At 32.7% G+C, this 18,266-nt stretch carries 15 protein-coding genes; 9 read left to right on the top strand and 6 right to left on the bottom strand.

The window, feature by feature from the left end; genetic code table 11:
- Nucleotides 1-56: 56 nt before the first annotated feature.
- The 4 genes from AC5ZCW_RS06035 to AC5ZCW_RS06020 all read right to left on the bottom strand — a co-directional run bounded on the left by AC5ZCW_RS06035 (nucleotide 57) and on the right by AC5ZCW_RS06020 (nucleotide 3,790).
- Complete coding sequence (locus tag AC5ZCW_RS06035; protein ID WP_281634528.1) at nucleotides 57-1,124, bottom strand: efflux RND transporter periplasmic adaptor subunit; 1,068 nt, start codon at nucleotides 1,122-1,124, stop codon at nucleotides 57-59.
- Nucleotides 1,125-1,136: 12 nt separating this feature from the next.
- Nucleotides 1,137-2,468: a TolC family protein gene (locus AC5ZCW_RS06030; RefSeq protein ID WP_281634527.1), complete on the bottom strand. Its 1,332-nt coding sequence runs from the start codon at nucleotides 2,466-2,468 to the stop codon at nucleotides 1,137-1,139.
- Between the two features lie 93 nt (nucleotides 2,469-2,561).
- On the bottom strand, nucleotides 2,562-3,161 hold the full coding sequence (locus tag AC5ZCW_RS06025; RefSeq protein ID WP_281634526.1) for a TetR/AcrR family transcriptional regulator: 600 nt from the start codon (nucleotides 3,159-3,161) through the stop codon (nucleotides 2,562-2,564).
- Between the two features lie 107 nt (nucleotides 3,162-3,268).
- Nucleotides 3,269-3,790 carry a YceI family protein gene (locus tag AC5ZCW_RS06020; protein ID WP_281634525.1) on the bottom strand — a complete coding sequence of 174 codons (522 nt, stop codon included), beginning with the start codon at nucleotides 3,788-3,790 and terminating at the stop codon, nucleotides 3,269-3,271.
- A gap of 266 nt (nucleotides 3,791-4,056) precedes the next feature.
- On the opposite strand from AC5ZCW_RS06020, the gene AC5ZCW_RS06015 reads away from it, so the two are divergent.
- The 3 genes from AC5ZCW_RS06015 (at nucleotide 4,057) to AC5ZCW_RS06005 (ending at nucleotide 7,413) form a co-directional block, all read left to right on the top strand.
- On the top strand, nucleotides 4,057-5,031 hold the full coding sequence (locus AC5ZCW_RS06015) for a polyprenyl synthetase family protein (RefSeq protein WP_496118491.1): 975 nt from the start codon (nucleotides 4,057-4,059) through the stop codon (nucleotides 5,029-5,031).
- 52 nt (nucleotides 5,032-5,083) lie between these two features.
- On the top strand, nucleotides 5,084-5,437 hold the full coding sequence (locus tag AC5ZCW_RS06010) for a hypothetical protein (protein WP_111378930.1): 354 nt from the start codon (nucleotides 5,084-5,086) through the stop codon (nucleotides 5,435-5,437).
- A 344-nt stretch (nucleotides 5,438-5,781) separates the two neighbouring features.
- Nucleotides 5,782-7,413 carry a phosphoethanolamine transferase gene (locus AC5ZCW_RS06005; protein WP_343540487.1) on the top strand — a complete coding sequence of 544 codons (1,632 nt, stop codon included), beginning with the start codon at nucleotides 5,782-5,784 and terminating at the stop codon, nucleotides 7,411-7,413.
- A 342-nt stretch (nucleotides 7,414-7,755) separates the two neighbouring features.
- Here the strand turns inward: AC5ZCW_RS06005 and AC5ZCW_RS06000 are convergent, their stop codons facing one another.
- Nucleotides 7,756-8,427 (bottom strand): hypothetical protein, encoded by a 672-nt coding sequence (locus tag AC5ZCW_RS06000; protein WP_496118488.1) that lies wholly within the window; start codon nucleotides 8,425-8,427, stop codon nucleotides 7,756-7,758.
- Nucleotides 8,428-8,486: 59 nt separating this feature from the next.
- Nucleotides 8,487-9,053 (bottom strand): hypothetical protein, encoded by a 567-nt coding sequence (locus AC5ZCW_RS05995; protein WP_496118486.1) that lies wholly within the window; start codon nucleotides 9,051-9,053, stop codon nucleotides 8,487-8,489.
- 117 nt (nucleotides 9,054-9,170) lie between these two features.
- Between AC5ZCW_RS05995 and AC5ZCW_RS05990 the strand changes: the two genes are divergently transcribed.
- From AC5ZCW_RS05990 to AC5ZCW_RS05965, 6 genes are all read left to right on the top strand, one after another.
- On the top strand, nucleotides 9,171-11,945 hold the full coding sequence (locus tag AC5ZCW_RS05990) for a 2-oxoglutarate dehydrogenase E1 component (RefSeq protein ID WP_177211317.1): 2,775 nt from the start codon (nucleotides 9,171-9,173) through the stop codon (nucleotides 11,943-11,945).
- 90 nt (nucleotides 11,946-12,035) lie between these two features.
- Nucleotides 12,036-13,280, top strand: a complete 1,245-nt coding sequence (gene odhB / locus AC5ZCW_RS05985; protein ID WP_281634521.1) for a 2-oxoglutarate dehydrogenase complex dihydrolipoyllysine-residue succinyltransferase — start codon at nucleotides 12,036-12,038, stop codon at nucleotides 13,278-13,280.
- A gap of 217 nt (nucleotides 13,281-13,497) precedes the next feature.
- Nucleotides 13,498-15,993 carry a TonB-dependent siderophore receptor gene (locus AC5ZCW_RS05980; RefSeq protein ID WP_343540490.1) on the top strand — a complete coding sequence of 832 codons (2,496 nt, stop codon included), beginning with the start codon at nucleotides 13,498-13,500 and terminating at the stop codon, nucleotides 15,991-15,993.
- A 56-nt stretch (nucleotides 15,994-16,049) separates the two neighbouring features.
- Complete coding sequence (locus AC5ZCW_RS05975; RefSeq protein ID WP_281634519.1) at nucleotides 16,050-16,382, top strand: hypothetical protein; 333 nt, start codon at nucleotides 16,050-16,052, stop codon at nucleotides 16,380-16,382.
- Nucleotides 16,383-16,401: 19 nt separating this feature from the next.
- Nucleotides 16,402-16,704: a hypothetical protein gene (locus tag AC5ZCW_RS05970; protein ID WP_177211321.1), complete on the top strand. Its 303-nt coding sequence runs from the start codon at nucleotides 16,402-16,404 to the stop codon at nucleotides 16,702-16,704.
- A gap of 5 nt (nucleotides 16,705-16,709) precedes the next feature.
- Nucleotides 16,710-18,257, top strand: coding sequence for a PepSY-associated TM helix domain-containing protein (locus tag AC5ZCW_RS05965; RefSeq protein ID WP_343540491.1), 1,548 nt, complete (start codon nucleotides 16,710-16,712; stop codon nucleotides 18,255-18,257).
- The last annotated feature ends 9 nt before the right edge of the window (nucleotides 18,258-18,266 follow it).

The following is an 18,266-nucleotide window of genomic DNA, read 5'->3' as shown; positions in this document are numbered from 1 at the left end:
CTTTAGGCTTTTTTGAAAGGCTTAAAGCTTATGGCTTACGGCTTAAAGCGGTACAATTATTTAATAATTTCTACTGTATTTCCGTCTTGTAGGTTGATTTGACCAGTAACAATTACAGTTTCTCCGTCATTTAAACCATTAATGATTTCAACTTTATCTCCTAAAATTCTTCCTGCCACTACTTTTCTTAATTTAGCAACACCATTTTCTACAACAAAAATTTCGTTACTGCTCACACTACCAACAAAAGCATTTCTCGGAACCACTTTCAAGTTTTGTTTTTGACTCTTCGCACCAAAGTTTGCCGTTCCGTACATACCTGCTTTTAAGTCGTTGTTAGCATTGTTTGTAATTTCAATTTCTACAGGGAAATTTAAAGAAGCATCTGCTTTTGCTGCAATGAAAGTAATTTTTCCGCTAAATGATTTATCAGGATAAACACTTGCTGTAATGTCTACAGTTTGTCCTAATTTTAAACTAGCAACTTGAGTTTCGTTTACTGTAACAGTCAATTTTAATTTAGAAACATTTACAATATCAAATAAAGCAGTTGCAGGCATTCCTGCTAAAATAGAACCTGGCTCGATATATTTTTTATTAATGTATCCGTTAATTGGAGCTTTTACTCTTGTATCTCCAACATTAATTTTAGCTTGAGTATAATTAGATTGAGCATTAGTTAAAGCTAATTTTGCTTGATCTAATTGCTGTTTTGTAACACCGCCAGTTTTAAAAGCATTTTCATATCTAGCATAATCAGATTTTGCATTTTGATATGCTGCTTCAGCTGCTTGCGCGTTTACATTGATAACATCACCTCTTACTGTTAAAAGAGTTTGGCCTACTCTTACATAGTCACCTTCTTTAACTAAAACACTAATTACTTTTCCAGATTTTTCGGCAGAGAAAGTCAATTCCTGAATTGGTGCGAAGTTTCCGTTTGCAGTAAAACCTAAGTTAACATCTTCTGTTTTTACTGTAGCCACTTTTACAGAAACTGCTGCGTTTTTTTCTGCTACAATTGCAGTTTTCGCTTCATTTTCTGCCTTGTTCTTATTTAGAATGTAGTTAATCCCGACAAAAGCCACGACTATGATTACGACTGTTATAATTATTTTCTTCATTGTAATAATTTGTTATTTAGTAAGAGATTTAAGTTCTCCTTTCGATTTGATTAGAGATATTTCGGCAATTTTATAATTTAAAACTGCTCTTGTAAAGTTATTTTGAGCTTCAAGCGATGCATTTTCTGCATCTAGCAAATCGGTTAAAGATGCTAATCCTTGAAGATAATTGTTTTTAGTATTGCTTAAAATATCTAGCGCTAAACGCATATTTTCTCTCTGATTCTCAATAGTCACAAGGTTATTATTAATCTGTGCCATTGCATTTTTATAATCTAAATCAAGAGATAATTTAGTGTCTTTGATGTCTTCTTGAAGTTCTCTGATTTGAACATCTGCCTGTCTAACTTTTGCACGAGTTCCGAAACCTGTAAAGATTGGTACGTGTAAGTTTAATGCAACTGCTGAGAAATCTGACCAATACACTCCTTTTTCTGGTTTTGCAAACCAAGGCATTTCAGGTCCTTGTCCGATATAATTATATCCTGCAGATAATGAAAGCGTAGGATAATAACCTGCTTCAACTGCCTTTTTATTAAATACTAAAAGTTCTTCTTGTTTTTTCAAAAGCAAATATTCTGTTCTGTTTTCAATATTTGGCTCTTGTGTTAAAGCAGCTGGCACAACTTGAAATTCTTCTTTAGGCATAACGATTTGAGTTTCGATAGGCATACCCATGTAAAACTTTAATGCATTTTCCTGTAATTCAATCTGATTTTTAACCTGTTGGCGATCTGTATCGATGTTAGACATTTTTACGATAATACGATCTAAGTCAATTTTTTTAGCCAAACCGTTATTAAACTGTCCTTGAACAATATCACGAACTTTTTGCGTATTTACGTAGTTACTGTCTAATAAAATAAGCCTTTCTTTTTGTACATAAACTGAATAGTAGTTATTTGCAACTCTTTCAATAACTTGTTCTTCTGTTAATTGATCATTTATTTGATAAAACTCACGAGTCGTTTTTGCAGCTCTTAAACCTGTAAAAACAGATTGATCAAATAATGCCTGAGTTAAAGAAATCCCTCCAGTTGAAGTCCATTTCTGTCCAAATGCAGCCTGAATTGTAGTTCCTGGCGCACCAAATGCAGCTCCATCAATAACTGTAGTCTGAATTACCGGATTATACGTTAAACTTCCGTTTGCACTAATTTGCGGTAAAGCTCTCGAACGTATTTCCTGAATCTGATACTCACTATTTTCTACCTGTAGTTTTGCTTTTTTCGCATCAGCTTTATTTTGAAGCGCATAATTGACAGCATCTTTCAGGGTTAAAGTGGTTTGTGCGTTGGCAGACAAGCCAATGGTGCACAAAAATATAAGAAGGATTCTTTTCATAAGTAGTTAAATATTTATTTTTTAAATTTTGAGATAGTATCGTCATCTTCCATCCTCTCTCAGAATAATGACAATTGAATATATTTGGATGAATTAATTATTTATTCTCTTTAGCTGCTTCTCTAATTCTTCAACTCCTTTTTGAGTAGCCATTGCGCGAGTATGATATTCTAATGCTTCCAGCTCAATTCTTTGTGCTTCGCTTTCAGAAACAGTATTTTCATTTATATGAAAAACCAGTGTGTAATAAAACTTCACATACACTTCTACATTTAAATCACTTCTGTAAAGACCTTCACGAATTCCCTTTTCAATGTTTTCTCTAAAAAGCTGAGTGCATTGATCAATTTCGAAAGAAAGAATATTTTGGTAGATCTCAGGATAATGCTTCTTTAACTGATAAATTGGAGACGTGTCAATGTTATTTTTAAACATGTCACGGAACATTTCTCTGATTTCAAAATTTTCATGAATAGCATTAAAATTCTTTGCTATAATAGTATCCATGATTTCATGTACCTGGCCATGAACCAGCGAAGTGCTCTCTTCAATTAAAACTTCTTTATTACAGAAATACTTGTAAATCGTTTTTTTAGAAATACACATTTCGCCCGCAATATCGTCCATTGTAACACTCTTAAAACCAAGCTTTAAAAATAACTCGCTTGCTTTTGCTATAATCTTCTCTTTCATTTTAAATTCTCGATTGCATCACAAATATACTTTGGAAACTAAAATTAAAAAAATAGTTTCCTGTTTATTTGTAATAATTTTACATCAATTTATTGATTTAGTAAGATTTATATACTAAATTCTAAATTTGCTATAAGTTTTATGTCTTTCCCTAAGGCAGCACCGGAAGTATGATTGAAAGAATTGTAATCCAAACCAAAGTCCTCGCGTTTGATATTTCCTTTAATTTCAAAAGCGACTTTCTTCTCTCCGTTATAAATATTCTCTCCAAGAAATTCAGCATCCAATTCAACTACTCTTGTGATATCTTTTATCGTTAGATCTCCTTTGAAAAAATTGATATTCTGATTTACTTTTTGAAATGAAGTCGATTTGAAACTGATAATCGGATGCTCATCTTCTTCAAAAAAATCTTGTAGCTGTAAATAAGCGTCTATAGATTGAAAACTCTCTTTTTTGTTATTGATATCTAATGAGAATTCGACAGAAGCATCTTCAATCTCATTGTCTTCAATATTTACATAACCCCCAAATTTGTTTGTATCTCCTCCCAAATAAGAAGTTCTAGATCTTCTCATTTCTAATAAAACATCTGATTGGCTTGAATCTAAAGTCCATTTTGTCTTCATAAATAACTGATTTAATTGATTTTACAAATCATTAAAACTCTTCATGGAAACTTTTACAGTGTTCTTAGTTTCCATATTAACGCTGCAAATATAGACAGGAAACTCTGAATACCAAAAAAGTTTCCAAGTTTTTTGGAAAAAATTTTAACACATTAAAAATGAGATGCATTAAAAGTGCATTTTAAATGATTGATACGCTTTTAACATTTCATCCCTAAAAATTCATATTTGAATTGTATCTTTGAGCCTCGAAATCAGAATTCATTATGCACGATATAAGTCAGTACCAAGATTTTTTTATCAATTATCTAGAGAGTCAAAACATACATAAAGAACCAACAAATCTTTACGAACCTATTGAATACATTTTAGGAATTGGAGGAAAACGCATTCGTCCAGTTTTAACTTTAATGGCTGCTGAAGTTTTTGATACTGATTATTCGATTGCACTTCCAGCGGCGATGGCGGTTGAAGTTTTTCATAACTTTTCGCTGGTGCATGATGATATTATGGACGATGCTCCTTTAAGAAGAGGACAAGTAACGGTACATGAAAAATGGGATTTGAACACTGGGATTCTTTCTGGCGATGCCATGCTTATTTTGGCGTATCAATATTTTGAACAATACGAGCCGATTGTTTTTAGAAACCTTGCCAAATTATTCAGCAAAACTGCACTTGAAGTTTGTGAAGGACAGCAATGGGATGTAGATTTTGAAGTCCGTAAAGATGTTACGATTCCTCAATATCTTAAAATGATTGAATACAAAACAGCTGTTTTGGTTGCTGCCGCCATGAAAATGGGCGCAATTGTAGCTAAAACTTCTGAAAAAGAAGCAGATTTAATTTATGATTTCGGATTAAATTTAGGATTGGCTTTCCAGCTTCAAGATGATTATCTAGATGCTTTTGGAGATCCTGAAACTTTTGGAAAACAAGTTGGTGGCGATATTATAGAAAACAAAAAAACCTATTTATATCTAAAAGCCTTAGAATTTTCTTCTGATGAAAAAGCCTCAGAATTAGAAAAATTATTCACCTTGCAATTAGATGATAATTCAGAAAAAATAGAAACAGTCAAAACGATTTTTAACGAATCAGGAGCTTCAAAAGCTACGCAAGAAGCTATTGAAATGTACACTTTTAAAGCCTTTGAAACCTTAGAAAAAATGGATATTAATTCTGAAAAAAAGGATATTCTAAGAACATTTGGCGAGAATTTAATGGGACGTAAAGTTTAGTATTCAGGAAAAATCTACAATCATAAATCAGCAATCTAAAATCTAAAATCACATGTTTGTAGCACCAGTAAATACCGAATCATTATTAGCGCAAGCGCAAGCAGAGACTTTATACCTTAGTCTTATTGAACAGCTTAATAAAGATTTTAATTTAGCGAATGAAGGAATCGATTTTCCGCTGAGCATTTCTCCAGATGAATTGAAAATCCAGCTTCACGAAAAAGTCTACAGAATGATTCAGTACAAATTTGCTGAGTATTTAAACCTCTTATACATCATTGACGTTCCCGAAAACGAAATCAAACAATTGGATGGTTCAGATTTGGTTATTTTGGCTGAACAAGTTGCTTTCTTGATTTTAAAAAGAGAATGGCAGAAGGTTTGGTTTCGCAATTATTATAAATAACAAATCCTTTATAAATAAAGTATTTATTGAATATTTTATTTGATGCCGCTTTTAGTGTCTTTTTTATACTTTCATTTGATAGTAATTCTCATAAAAAACATCTCAAAAAAAGGCCTAAATAGTATAAACAAAGTTGGCGGCTTTTTAGAAAAAAAGCATTTCAAATATTTAGTTAATTTAAGTAGATTATAATTGAAATTTAATATTTAGACTGAGTAAAATTGCAAAATATATTGAAGGCTTTATGAATAAAAAGAGAGTAAAAAAAACATCTTTTACACAAACTAATAATTTTACATTCTTTGTTTCCTACTTTTGAACAAAACAGAAAAATTAAGATCGAAATGAAAAAAAAGGCCTTTTTAGTATTAGCTATCTTCTTATTTTTAATTCCTGATTTATTATATAACTACATAAATGATAGTTTTTTTAACGCACTCGTTATCATATTGTCAAAAATCACAATATTCTTAATACTACTAGCGCTTATCTCATTTTTAACAAAATCTTATTATCGTGCATCTATAATAGTCGGTTCTTTGTATCTGCTTTCAATGCTTGGAGAAATAACAAATATTGTTGTGCTAAAACATTATTTGACGATGGACAATTTGAAGGCTTTAGTTTACACAAACGCAAATGAATCTCTCGAATTTGTAAGTAATTTTAAATTGATATTTTTTAGCTTATTGCTTTTTTTATGTTTTATGATCTATCTCATCAAAGAAAGTAAGCGACTAAATTTGAAATTTGAAATTTCGAAAAACTTTAAAATTTTAGGAATATGCTTCTTTGTTTTACTGATATGTGTTTTTATTAGATTAAAAAACTCTGAACAATTTGATTCCGGAAAAAATCTGTTAAAATATTCTTTTAAACAATACATTCTTAAAGAACACCCATTCAACCTATATTATAGAACCTATGAGGTTATCTATTATAAGAGAAAAACAGATAGCTTAAAGGAAAAACGCCATAAATTTAGCTTCCAAGTAACAAAATCTAATTCAAAAACAGAAAGCCCTGACATTGTTGTCTTTGTTATTAGTGAAGGAATGAGAAGCGTTCAATGGAATTTAAATGGATATTACAGAATGACGAGTCCGGAATTAAATAAAATTAAGAATTTAATATCATATAAAAATCATTTTTCGAATGGCAATTCTACTTCAGCTTCCATTCCTTTAATCATCACAGAAGCAACTCCTGAAAACCCTAATTTATCTTTTTCAGAAAAATCAATCATATCCCTTTATAAAGAAGCAGGATATGAGACGAATTGGATTTCAAGTCAAAATATCTTCTATTTAGAAAATGAGAATGAACCTGATCATATTTTTAAAATATTTGAAAAAAAATCACATACTGATTTAGATGTTTTGCCTGTACTAAATAGTGTAGTGGCACAAAAGTCAAAGAAAAAGAAGTTTATCCTCATTAACTTAATTGGAAACCATGGAACGGTTCCTAAATCGTTTAAATTATTTAAGCCAAATGAAGCTAATGCTATAGAAGGAATTAAAAGTAAAAACGCACTAATTAATCAGTATGACAACAAAATTTTACTACAAGACTACGTGTTGTCACAAATAATAAAATGTATTGATTTAAAGGATCAAAAAGCTTTTCTTATGTTTACAGCAGATCACGGCGTTAATTTATATGATACTAAAAATGAAGCTTTGTTTGGCTACGGCTCCTCTAATCCTACAAAATATGAATTAAATATTCCAATGTTTTTTTGGGGTTCAACAAATTATTACAACATATACAAGGATAAAATAGAACAATTAAAAGCTAATCAAACTAAAAGAACGGTTAATAATAATCTTTTTTATACACTTTCAGATTTGTCGAACATAACGTATAAAGGTTTTTTAGCAAATAAAAGTTTTTGCAATAATAAATTCAAAGAGAATGAATTTATTTCGGTTTACATGAATGGATCTTTTTTAAGATACAATTATCGAAATTAATAAAAACTTCCCTTACAACACATTATTTTAATCAAATACTCTCTGATATTTCTTCAGCAAAAGAAAGCATCTGTTTTACAAGTTTTATTTCTTAAATTTAAAATCTTGATTTAAGAAATAGAAATTATAAACATCGGAGACTAAACATAACAACCGTATATATTGAGTGCAATAATTTCATTAATTATAAAATTGGAATAAAGCTGAGAATTACAAATTCTGCCTTTTTAATATCTATTGAAATTCTTACAGGATTAAGAAATGTAGATTTATTAAAAAATGAAAGTTTGGCTTAGGAATTATTATTAAGTAAGATTATGAGGCACTTAGACGCTAAGGTTTTTAGATTTGCTCTCCTAATTTTTTATTTTCAATTATTTTTTGAATCAAATCTCGAAATGTTTCAACTTTTCCCGCTGTAACGCTTCCTTCTGTGCAAATATAACTTGGTAATATTTTGCCTATCCAATATTTATATCGTCTTTGACGCTCTAGTTTTTCATACTCTAATTTATCGAAAACCATAACCCCTGTTAAAGTAACTTCTTCAATAAGAGGAGAAAAATTTTCATATACATCCAGAAAATCTTTGATTTTTGTTGAAGGCCTTAAATCTCCAACGTCAACACCTTTATTTCTTAAGTTATTTTTTAAAGTAATAAAAACTGCTGCAGACAAACACTCATCGCCTAAAATCTTAATTGGATTTATAATCTCTTTTTCAGCAACTTTAGCTATAAAATCACATAATTCTCCTAATGTTCTTTTATCTTCAGGATTTAAAATTGAATTCCATTTTTCTAAAGGTTCATTAATTTTGAATTCTTTGTTTAAAAACACTGCAAGTTCATTCCACTTCACTAAATCTAGTGCTCTTTTCCAATCTCGAATAACTGTTTTTGTAGTTAAAACAAAAGATTCATCTACTTCAATGTCAAGAGGGCTACAAAGTCGATGCTGTTCTTTAAATATTTCCAAAATTTCATCAGAGTTGTAACGGATTTTACAATTCATTTCTTAACTATTAAAAAAAACCTTAGAATCTTAGCCTCTCAGAACCTTAGCACTTTAGATTAAAAATACACTCTCACAAAAGGCATAAATCCAGAGCCGTAAAGACTTTTGTTAGGGTTATACAAAACGTCGTAACGGGCACCGATAGTGACACTTCCTGTTCTGTAACCTGCTCCTAAATATAAAGCGGTATTCCAATAACTATCTGAATATGGACGATAATAATTACCATAAATATCATATCCTCCTTCATATTGACTATCGACCCTTACTTGTTCTAATTCAGCTGATAACTGGATTTCTGGAATTGGATTTACTAAACCAATAAGACTTCCTCCCCAAACGAAAGATTCGTAATAATTTTTTTGATATAAATAGCCAAATTGAAGACCAGCACCAACGGCAACAATTTCGTTGACATTATAAATTGCACTCGGCATAACTGAAATATTGGTGTAACCAGATCCAAAACCCAATCCGAGTCCTCCACCAAATTGGACTTTCTCCCAAAAATGATTGCTATTGTCAATAACATATTTTTGCTGAGCAATACTGTAACTTGAAAATAAGACGGTCAAAATCACAAAAAAATATCTGCAATCGATTGAAAATTGAATTTTATTCATAGTTAACGTTTATTTTAACAAATTTTTACGTAAAAGTACGTAAAAAAAAGATTTAAATAAATGCGATTGTTGTACTTTTGCCTTTCTATATAACAAAAAAGTATATTCACTCATATTATGGATAGGTTTTCATTTTTAAACGCAGCGCATACAGAGTTTTTTGCACAATTATACGATCAATATTTAGTAAATCCAGACAGCGTTGAGCCTAGCTGGAGAAGTTTTTTTCAAGGTTTTGACTTTGGACAGACTGTTTATAATGACGAAAATCCAGTGCAAACAATCGTTGAGTACGTGACTAGCGATAACACAGATTACAGTCAGATTTCTGAAAAACTAAAGAAAGAATTCAACGTTCTTAAATTAATTGACGGATACCGTACGCGCGGGCATTTATTCACGAAAACAAATCCTGTTCGTGACCGTAGAACTTCATCTCCAACTTTGGACATTGAAAACTTCGGATTATCGACAGCTGACCTTTCAACTGTTTTTGATGCTGCGCAAACAATCGGAATGGCACCTTCTTCTTTACAGGATATTGTAAACCGTTTGAAAGCAATTTATTGCCAGCATATCGGTATTGAGTATATGTATATCAGAAATCCTGGCGTTGTAAAATGGATTCAAGATAAATTAGCTGTAAATGTTAATCAGCCAACTTTCTCTACAGAAGAAAAGAAAACAATCTTAAATAAATTAAATCAAGCCGTTTCTTTCGAGAACTTCCTTCATACTAAATATGTTGGACAAAAACGTTTCTCTTTAGAAGGCGGGGAATCTATTATCCCTGCTCTTGATGCTTTGATCGAACAAGCTGCTGAAAAAGGTGTTGAACAATTCGTAATGGGAATGGCACACCGTGGTCGTTTGAACGTATTGGCAAACATCTTCGGAAAATCTACTCAGGATATTTTTGGTGAGTTTGACGGTAAAGATTACGATCAAGAATATTTTGATGGTGACGTAAAATACCATCTAGGTCTTACTGCCGACAAAAAAACAAGATCAGGAAAAAGCATCAACATCAATTTAGCACCAAACCCTTCTCACTTAGAAACTGTTGGAGCTGTAATTGAAGGTATTACAAGAGCAAAACAAGATAAATATTACAATGACGATTTCTCCAAAGTATTGCCAATTGCAGTACACGGAGATGCTGCTATTGCAGGTCAGGGTATTTTGTATGAAATCATTCAAATGTCTTTACTTGACGGATACAAAACAGGCGGTACAATTCATATTGTAATCAACAATCAGGTTGGTTTTACAACGAATTACTTAGATGCTCGTTCTTCTACATATTGTACAGATGTTGCCAAAGTAACGCTTTCTCCAGTATTACACGTAAATGCTGATGATGCAGAAGCTGTTGTACACGCTGTATCTTTTGCATTAGACTACAGAATGCAATTTGGACGTGATGTATTTATCGATTTATTAGGATACAGAAAATATGGACACAACGAAGGTGATGAACCTCGTTTCACACAACCTGTATTATACAAAATCATCGCAAAACATAAAAATCCAAGAGACATCTATGCAGAGAAATTATTGTCTGATGGCGTAATTGATGCATCGTATGTAAATGCTTTAGAAAAAGAATACAAATCTCAATTAGAAGAAAACTTAGAAGCTTCTCGTAAAAAAGATTTGACGATCATTACTCCATTCATGAAAAATGAATGGGAAGGATTTGTTCAGGTAACTGATACACAAATGCTTCAAAAAGTAGATACTACTTTTGACAAAAAAGGATTAGATTCTATCATCAATACAATCTCAACTTTACCATCTGACAAGAAGTTTATCAATAAGATAACTAAAATTGTTACCGATAGAAAAGCTGGATACGACAACAACACTCTTGATTGGGGAACTGCAGAAGCACTTGCTTACGGATCTCTTTTAACAGAAGGATTTGATGTTCGTATTTCTGGTCAAGACGTAGAGCGTGGAACTTTCTCTCACCGTCATGCTGTAGTTAAAGTGGAAGATTCTGAAGAAGAAGTAATTCTTTTAGATGCTATTGAAAACAAAAAAGGAAAATTCGGAGTATTCAACTCTCTTTTATCTGAATATGGCGTTTTAGGTTTTGATTATGGATATGCATTGGCAAATCCAAAAGCCTTAACGATTTGGGAAGCACAATTTGGAGATTTCTCTAATGGAGCTCAAATTATGATTGACCAATATATTTCTTGTGGAGAAGACAAATGGAACAACCAAAATGGTATTGTGATGTTATTGCCTCACGGATATGAAGGCCAAGGTGCTGAACACTCTTCTGCAAGAATGGAACGTTATTTACAACTTTGCGCAAGACACAATATGTATGTTGCAGATTGTACAACGCCAGCAAACTTCTTCCACTTGTTAAGAAGACAAATGAAAACAAATTTCCGTAAACCTTTGGTAGTTTTCTCTCCAAAAAGTTTATTGCGTGACCCAAGATGTGTATCTACAGTTGATGAGTTAGCAAATGGAAGTTTCCAAGAAACAATTGATGACAATACAGTAGATAAAAAGAAAGTAAAAACGTTAGTTTTTGTTACTGGTAAATTCTATTATGATATTGTTGCAGAAAGAGAAAATAACGGAAGAAATGACGTTGCGGTTGTTCGTATCGAACAATTATTCCCTTTCCCAGTTGAGCAGATTAAAGAAATCATTGCAAAATATCCAAATGCAGACGATTATGTTTGGGCACAAGAAGAACCTAAAAACATGGGAGCTTACAGCTTTATGTTAATGAACTTTGATCTTGTAAAATGGAGATTGGCTTCATTAAAAGCATACGCTGCGCCAGCATCTGGAAGTTACACGCGTGCAAAACGTCGTCATGCAGATGCAATTAGAATGGTATTCGATAAAAATTTATTTAGATAATAAAAAAATTGTTTCATGTTTCATGTTTCAATCCCGATAGCTATCGGGACTGAAACTTGAAACTAACTAAACTTTAAACAAAGAAATAAGATGATTTTAGAAATGAAAGTCCCATCACCAGGGGAGTCAATAAAAGAAGTTGAAATTGCAACTTGGTTAGTAAAAGACGGAGATTATGTAGAGAAAGATCAGGCTATTGCTGAAGTTGATTCAGATAAAGCTACTCTTGAATTGCCTGCTGAAATGAGCGGTGTGATTACACTAAAAGCTGAAGAAGGTGATACAGTTGCAGTAGGCGCTGTAGTTTGTTTAATTGATACAGATGCTGCAAAACCAGCAGGAGGCGAGTCTGCAGCTCCAGCAGCAGAAGCTCCGAAAGCTGAGGCTCCAAAGGCAGAAGTAAAAGCAGAAGCACCAAAAGCTGCTCCAGCTCAAGCTCCAGCTGCTACAAGCTATGCAGCAGGAACTCCATCTCCAGCAGCAAGAAAAATATTAGATGAAAAAAATATTGCTCCAGCAACAGTTTCAGGAACTGGTAAAGGAGGAAGAATTACTAAAGATGATGCTGTAAATGCTGTGCCTTCTATGGGAACTCCAACTGGAGGAAGCCGTGGAACTGAGCGTACAAAATTATCAATGTTGCGTCGTAAAGTAGCAGAAAGATTAGTTTCGGCTAAAAACGAAACAGCTATGCTTACTACTTTCAACGAAGTAAACATGACGCCAATCAACCAAATTCGTAATGAATACAAAGATGCTTTCAAAGCTAAACATGGTGGTTTAGGTTTAGGTTTCATGTCATTCTTTACAAAAGCAGTTACAAGAGCTTTACAATTATATCCAGATGTTAACTCAATGATGGATGGTGACTACAAAATCGCTTATGATTTTGCTGACATCTCAATCGCAGTTTCTGGACCAAAAGGTTTAATGGTTCCTGTTGTTCGTAATGCTGAATTATTAACTTTCCGTGGAATTGAAGCTGAAATCAAAAGATTAGCTTTAAGAGCTCGTGATGGTCAAATTACAGTTGACGATATGACTGGAGGAACTTTCACAATCACAAATGGTGGTGTTTTCGGAAGTATGTTATCTACTCCAATCATCAACCCTCCTCAATCAGGAATTTTAGGAATGCACAACATCATCGAGCGTCCAATCGCTGTAAACGGGAAAGTTGAAATTCACCCAATGATGTATGTTGCTCTTTCTTATGACCACAGAATCATCGACGGACGTGAGTCAGTTGGTTTCTTAGTTGCTGTTAAAGAAGCTTTAGAAAATCCAGTAGAATTATTGATGAATGGCGACGCTAAACGCGCTTTAGAGTTATAATTTTAAGAATTTTCTACAATATAAAAAGCCTGTTCTTTCAATAGAACAGGCTTTTTTTTGCTTAATATTGGCTTAAGATTAGCTTAAGATGTTAATTTTTTGAATTAATGAAAATTTTGACCCTTAAAAAATATTTTATTTAGAATAAATAAAAACAATTTGCTTAGTTGCGAATCAGCAATTAAATTTGCGTTATCAAAATTAATTCTAAATAAAAATGAAATTAAAATTTACGATTTCGCTCTTAACTTTATGCTTTGTTCTTCTTACAGGAACATCTGTTTGGGCACAGGAGAAAGCGACAATAAAAGGTCAGATTAGTTCAGATAGCGGAACTGCAGATAATATATCTGTTGCTTTAAAAGGAACAAAAATTGGAACAAACACAGACAACAAAGGTAACTACGAAATAAAGAACCTTAAACCTGGAACTTATATCATTAGAGTCTCGGCAGTTGGATTTACATCTAAAGAAAAAAGCATTACGCTTAATAGTGGAGACGAATTAATTGAAAATTTCAGTATTACCTCAAACTCTGAGCAGTTAAGCGAAATTGTAATTAACGGAAACGGCAGAAAAAACCCGTTAGCTCGTAAAGAAAATCAACAAGTATCAAGATTACCGCTTAAAAATCTTGAGAACCCACAAGTTTATACTACAATTACTGGTGAGCTTTTAAAAGAGCAAGTAGTGACGAATATTGATGATGCACTTAAAAATGCACCTGGATTATCTCCTCTTTGGGCTTCTACTGGACGTGGCGGCGACGGTGCAGGATATTTCTCTCTAAGAGGATTTGCCGTGCAACCAACAATGACAAATGGATTACCAGCTTTGAATAACGGAAGTATCGATCCTGCAAATATTGACAAAATTGAAGTTATTAAAGGACCTTCTGGAACCTTATTTGGAAGTAGTTTAATTTCTTACGGAGGTTTAATCAACTTAACTACTAAAAAGCCTTACGACCACTTTGGCGGAGAGGTGAGCTATACAGCAGGAAGCTACGGGTTAAACCGTGTAACCGCAGACATTAACACTCCTGTAGACGAAGAGCACAAAATTAATTTTAGAGTTAATACTGCTTACCATACAGAAAACAGCTTTCAAGATGCTGGTTTCAGAAAATCATTTTTCTTTGCTCCATCTTTATCTTACCAAGTGAGCGACAGACTTTCGTTCTTTATTAATACTGAATTCATGAACAACAAACAGACCAATCCTACTATGTTGTTTTTAGACAGAGGTGCCCCACTAAGAGTTCATAATATGGATGAATTGGGTTATGATAACAAACGTTCTTATACAAGTAACGAACTTGCAATTGAAACTCCTTCATACTCTCTTCAAGGGCAAATGAATTACAAAATCTCTGACCAATGGACTTCTCAAACAGTTTTATCTAGAGGGTCATCTAAATCTGAAGGCTATTATACTTATTTGTATGAAGGAACACAATATGCACCTGCAGAGGTAAATCAAGGGATTGTTTTGGGACGTTCAATGAATTACCAAGATACAACAACTTTAACAACAGATATTCAACAAAACTTTATTGGCGATTTTAAAATCGGAAACTTAAGAAACAGAATTGTTGTTGGTTTAGATTACTTTAATAGAGGTCAAGTTGATAATGGTTCTGGATACGTATCAAATGGAAGAGTTTATATCGGAAACTTAGATGTAGCAACTGTAAACCAATACGTATTTAATATAACAGATCCTGCAAAATATATTACAAATGGTGACAGTGGTGTACTAACAAAAGCTGGTTCTGACAAACTTTTAGCAGCGGCTAGTGCAAACAATAACAAAACAAAACAAGAAGTTATTAGTGCTTATGCCTCAGATGTAATCAATATTACTCCTGCATTATCTGCAATGGCAAGTTTACGTGTAGACCGTTTTATGACTGCTGGCGACGTTACTACAAATGCTGATGATTTTAATCAAACTTCTTTTTCACCAAAATTTGGTCTAGTTTATCAGCCAATTATTGACAAAGTTTCGATTTTTGCCAACTATATGGATGGTTTTACGAATACAGCTCCAACAACTGATACTGGTTTTGGTGGCGTAGGTATTCCAAGAACTTTCAAACCAGAACACGCTAACCAATTTGAAATTGGAACTAAATTAAATGTTCTTAAAGATAAAGTTTACGCAACATTTAGCTATTATGACATCAAAGTAACAGATCAGGTTTATACTGTTTATGGTTCTACACCTGAAGGAGTACCAACTCAAACTTCTTACCAAAATGGAGAACAAAGAAACAAAGGTTTTGAAGCAGAAATCGTTGCAAATCCAGTTACTGGTTTAAACATTGTTGCTGGTTATAGCTATGTAGACGCTATCTTAAATGCTGGAGATCCTTCGTTCGTAGGAAACAGACCTGAGAGTTCAGGGCCAAGAAACACAGCAAACTTTTGGGCAAGTTACAAATTCTCTGAAGGAGATTTACAAGGATTTGGTTTAGGTTTTGGTGGAAACTATGCTGACAAGAACTTAATCATGAACAGGAATGTTGTTGGACAGTTTACAATTCCATCTTACACTGTTTTAAATTCTTCTATTTTCTACGGAACAGAGAAATTTACATTGACATTAAAATTAGACAATATTGCTAATGTTGACACTTACGATGGTTGGTCAACAATTCATCCAAAAAATATGAGAAGCTTATCTGCAAACTTTTCATACAGATTCTAATAAATAACAAAAACACCTTCCTTCACCGGAAGGTGTTTTTTAAATTCTAATTGATTATGATTACAATTGCCAGCCTTATCGTTTTCTTAGCTTTTTACACACTGTATTATACTTCGAAAAGAGCAGTGTTATCGTACGATTTAGGCTTTGAAAAATGGATGCAGAAAAATCCAAAGCAAACTAAAATCATCGGATTAATGCTCTTGCTTACTGCTTATGCAATGTGGCTTTTTACACAATCATTGGGTTGCGGAACTTTGATGTTTTTTATACAGCTCATGACCGTTGGAAGCTTAATCATTATTCTTACGCCTTTAAAAAAAATAAACAGTAAGTTACTTTTGGCTCTATTAATTTTTATTGCCGTAACTGAATTTTATTATAACTAAAATCTACTTTAACTATACCATGCCAGCAAATTCAAAATATCTAAATCCTTCTTTTTGGCCTCGTTTTTCCAAAATTACTGCTGCAATTTTAGGCGGATACTTTGTTTCTGTTACTTTTCATTTGGCTTTAGCCGCTTGGTTTAGCCGCAAAGATGTATTAATCACAATGGCTTTTACTGGTTTTATTCTATGGGTAGCCTTAATGATTATTGCTTTCTTAGCCAAAAGTGGCTGGAAAATTTGGGGAGTTTATATTCTGTTGTCTTTACTTTTTTGTCTTTTCATTTATTTGGGTCAAACCTATAACCATACGGCACAATAATATTTATGAATAACCGTCATTACAATATCTATTTTCATACACATACTGTCAGCGGCATCGTTATCAGTGTAGTTCTTTTTGTAATTTTCTTCGCTGGATCTTTTTCTTTTTTTAGAGATGAAATCATCAATTGGGAAAGAAGTGAATCTACAGCAATCACAAGAGAAATCCAATTAGATTATAATAACGCACTACAGTATTTGGACAAAAAATACGTTTTGCACGGAAGAAATATTACCATTTCTAAACCTTCAGTAGAAAATCGAGTTGCTGTTTATATGGAAGGAACCAAAGACACATTGGCTCCAAAAAAACAACAGGCGGGAGAGTTTTTTTATTTAGACAATAAAAACTATAAAGCCTATACTTATGAAGAATCCTATTCGTTAGGTGAGCTTTTATATCGTTTACATTTCTTGGCGCAGATTCCTTATCCTGCAGGATATTATTTGGCAGGATTTACAGCTTTGTTTTTTCTGTTTGCAATCGTGACAGGAGTTTTATTGCATTGGAACAAAATCGTTTCTAACTTTTACATGTTCCGTCCAAAAGAAAAATTAAAAACGCTTTGGACAGATGCACACACTGCTTTAGGAATGATTGGTTTGCCTTTCCAATTTGTATATGCGGTTACAGGAGCATTTTTTATGATTAAGCTTTTAATTGTAGCACCAGCTGTAATGGCTTTGTACAATGGAGATCAAGATAAATTATATAAGGAACTAGAATATACTGATCCAGATTATAAATTTGAAAATAAAAAACTGGCAAATCCATTTAATATTAATGAACTGGTTGCTAAAACCAAAAAAAACTGGGCTGATTTTGAAATCACTCGTGTTTTTATCCAAAATTATGGAGATGCCAATATGCATATTTTGGTAGAAGGTGAGCTTTTGAGTCATAAAAAATTTACTGGAATAGGAAAAATAGTTTACCGAATTGCTGACGGAAAAGAAATTGCGAAAAAAGATCCTGTTTTACATACCAGTTATCTAGATATTGTAAAAAATGTTTTGTACCGAATACATTTTGGCGATTATGGCGGATATGCATTGAAAATTGTAAGTTTCATTTTAGGAATTATAACTTGTTTTGTCATTATTTCTGGAGTTATGATTTGGCTTGTTGCCCGACAAAAAAACAATATGCCAGAAAAGAAAAGACGCTTCAATAATGCTGTTGTTCGCATTTATCTAGCGATTTGCTTAAGCATGTATCCAATTACAGCAATGGCTTTTATCGGAAGCAAAATTTTCTACCCTTTAAGTCAGTCTAATTTGTATGCGCTTTATTTTGGAGGATGGTTGGTACTTACCATATTCTTTATCATTAAAAAGAACGATTCGTTTACCAACAAATTCTCTTTGATTTCGGGAAGTATTTTAGGATTCTTAATTCCAGTTACCAACGGAATCGTTTCTGGAGATTGGTTTTGGAATTCTTTTATGCAAAACAAATTTCAAATTTTCTTTATCGATGTTTTCTGGATTTTCCTGGCAGCAATTTCATTATATACTGCTTATCATTTAAAGCCTAAGAAAATAAATTAGCACATAAGC

This window comes from Flavobacterium sp. PLA-DH12 (assembly GCF_059511845.1).
Note: the sequence above shows the minus strand (reverse complement) of the source record. Positions and strands in the feature narration are given on the sequence as shown.

Bases quoted from the DNA above. Each gene is read 5' to 3' on its own strand.
- AC5ZCW_RS06035 (WP_281634528.1), bottom strand. From the start codon at position 1,124: ATGAAGAAAATAATTATAACAGTCGTAATCATAGTCGTGGCTTTTGTC.
- AC5ZCW_RS06030 (WP_281634527.1), bottom strand. From the start codon at position 2,468: ATGAAAAGAATCCTTCTTATATTTTTGTGCACCATTGGCTTGTCTGCC.
- AC5ZCW_RS06025 (WP_281634526.1), bottom strand. From the start codon at position 3,161: ATGAAAGAGAAGATTATAGCAAAAGCAAGCGAGTTATTTTTAAAGCTT.
- AC5ZCW_RS06020 (WP_281634525.1), bottom strand. From the start codon at position 3,790: ATGAAGACAAAATGGACTTTAGATTCAAGCCAATCAGATGTTTTATTA.
- AC5ZCW_RS06015 (WP_496118491.1), top strand. From the start codon at position 4,057: ATGCACGATATAAGTCAGTACCAAGATTTTTTTATCAATTATCTAGAG.
- AC5ZCW_RS06010 (WP_111378930.1), top strand. From the start codon at position 5,084: ATGTTTGTAGCACCAGTAAATACCGAATCATTATTAGCGCAAGCGCAA.
- AC5ZCW_RS06005 (WP_343540487.1), top strand. From the start codon at position 5,782: ATGAAAAAAAAGGCCTTTTTAGTATTAGCTATCTTCTTATTTTTAATT.
- AC5ZCW_RS06000 (WP_496118488.1), bottom strand. From the start codon at position 8,427: ATGAATTGTAAAATCCGTTACAACTCTGATGAAATTTTGGAAATATTT.
- AC5ZCW_RS05995 (WP_496118486.1), bottom strand. From the start codon at position 9,053: ATGAATAAAATTCAATTTTCAATCGATTGCAGATATTTTTTTGTGATT.
- AC5ZCW_RS05990 (WP_177211317.1), top strand. From the start codon at position 9,171: ATGGATAGGTTTTCATTTTTAAACGCAGCGCATACAGAGTTTTTTGCA.
- odhB (WP_281634521.1), top strand. From the start codon at position 12,036: ATGATTTTAGAAATGAAAGTCCCATCACCAGGGGAGTCAATAAAAGAA.
- AC5ZCW_RS05980 (WP_343540490.1), top strand. From the start codon at position 13,498: ATGAAATTAAAATTTACGATTTCGCTCTTAACTTTATGCTTTGTTCTT.
- AC5ZCW_RS05975 (WP_281634519.1), top strand. From the start codon at position 16,050: ATGATTACAATTGCCAGCCTTATCGTTTTCTTAGCTTTTTACACACTG.
- AC5ZCW_RS05970 (WP_177211321.1), top strand. From the start codon at position 16,402: ATGCCAGCAAATTCAAAATATCTAAATCCTTCTTTTTGGCCTCGTTTT.
- AC5ZCW_RS05965 (WP_343540491.1), top strand. From the start codon at position 16,710: ATGAATAACCGTCATTACAATATCTATTTTCATACACATACTGTCAGC.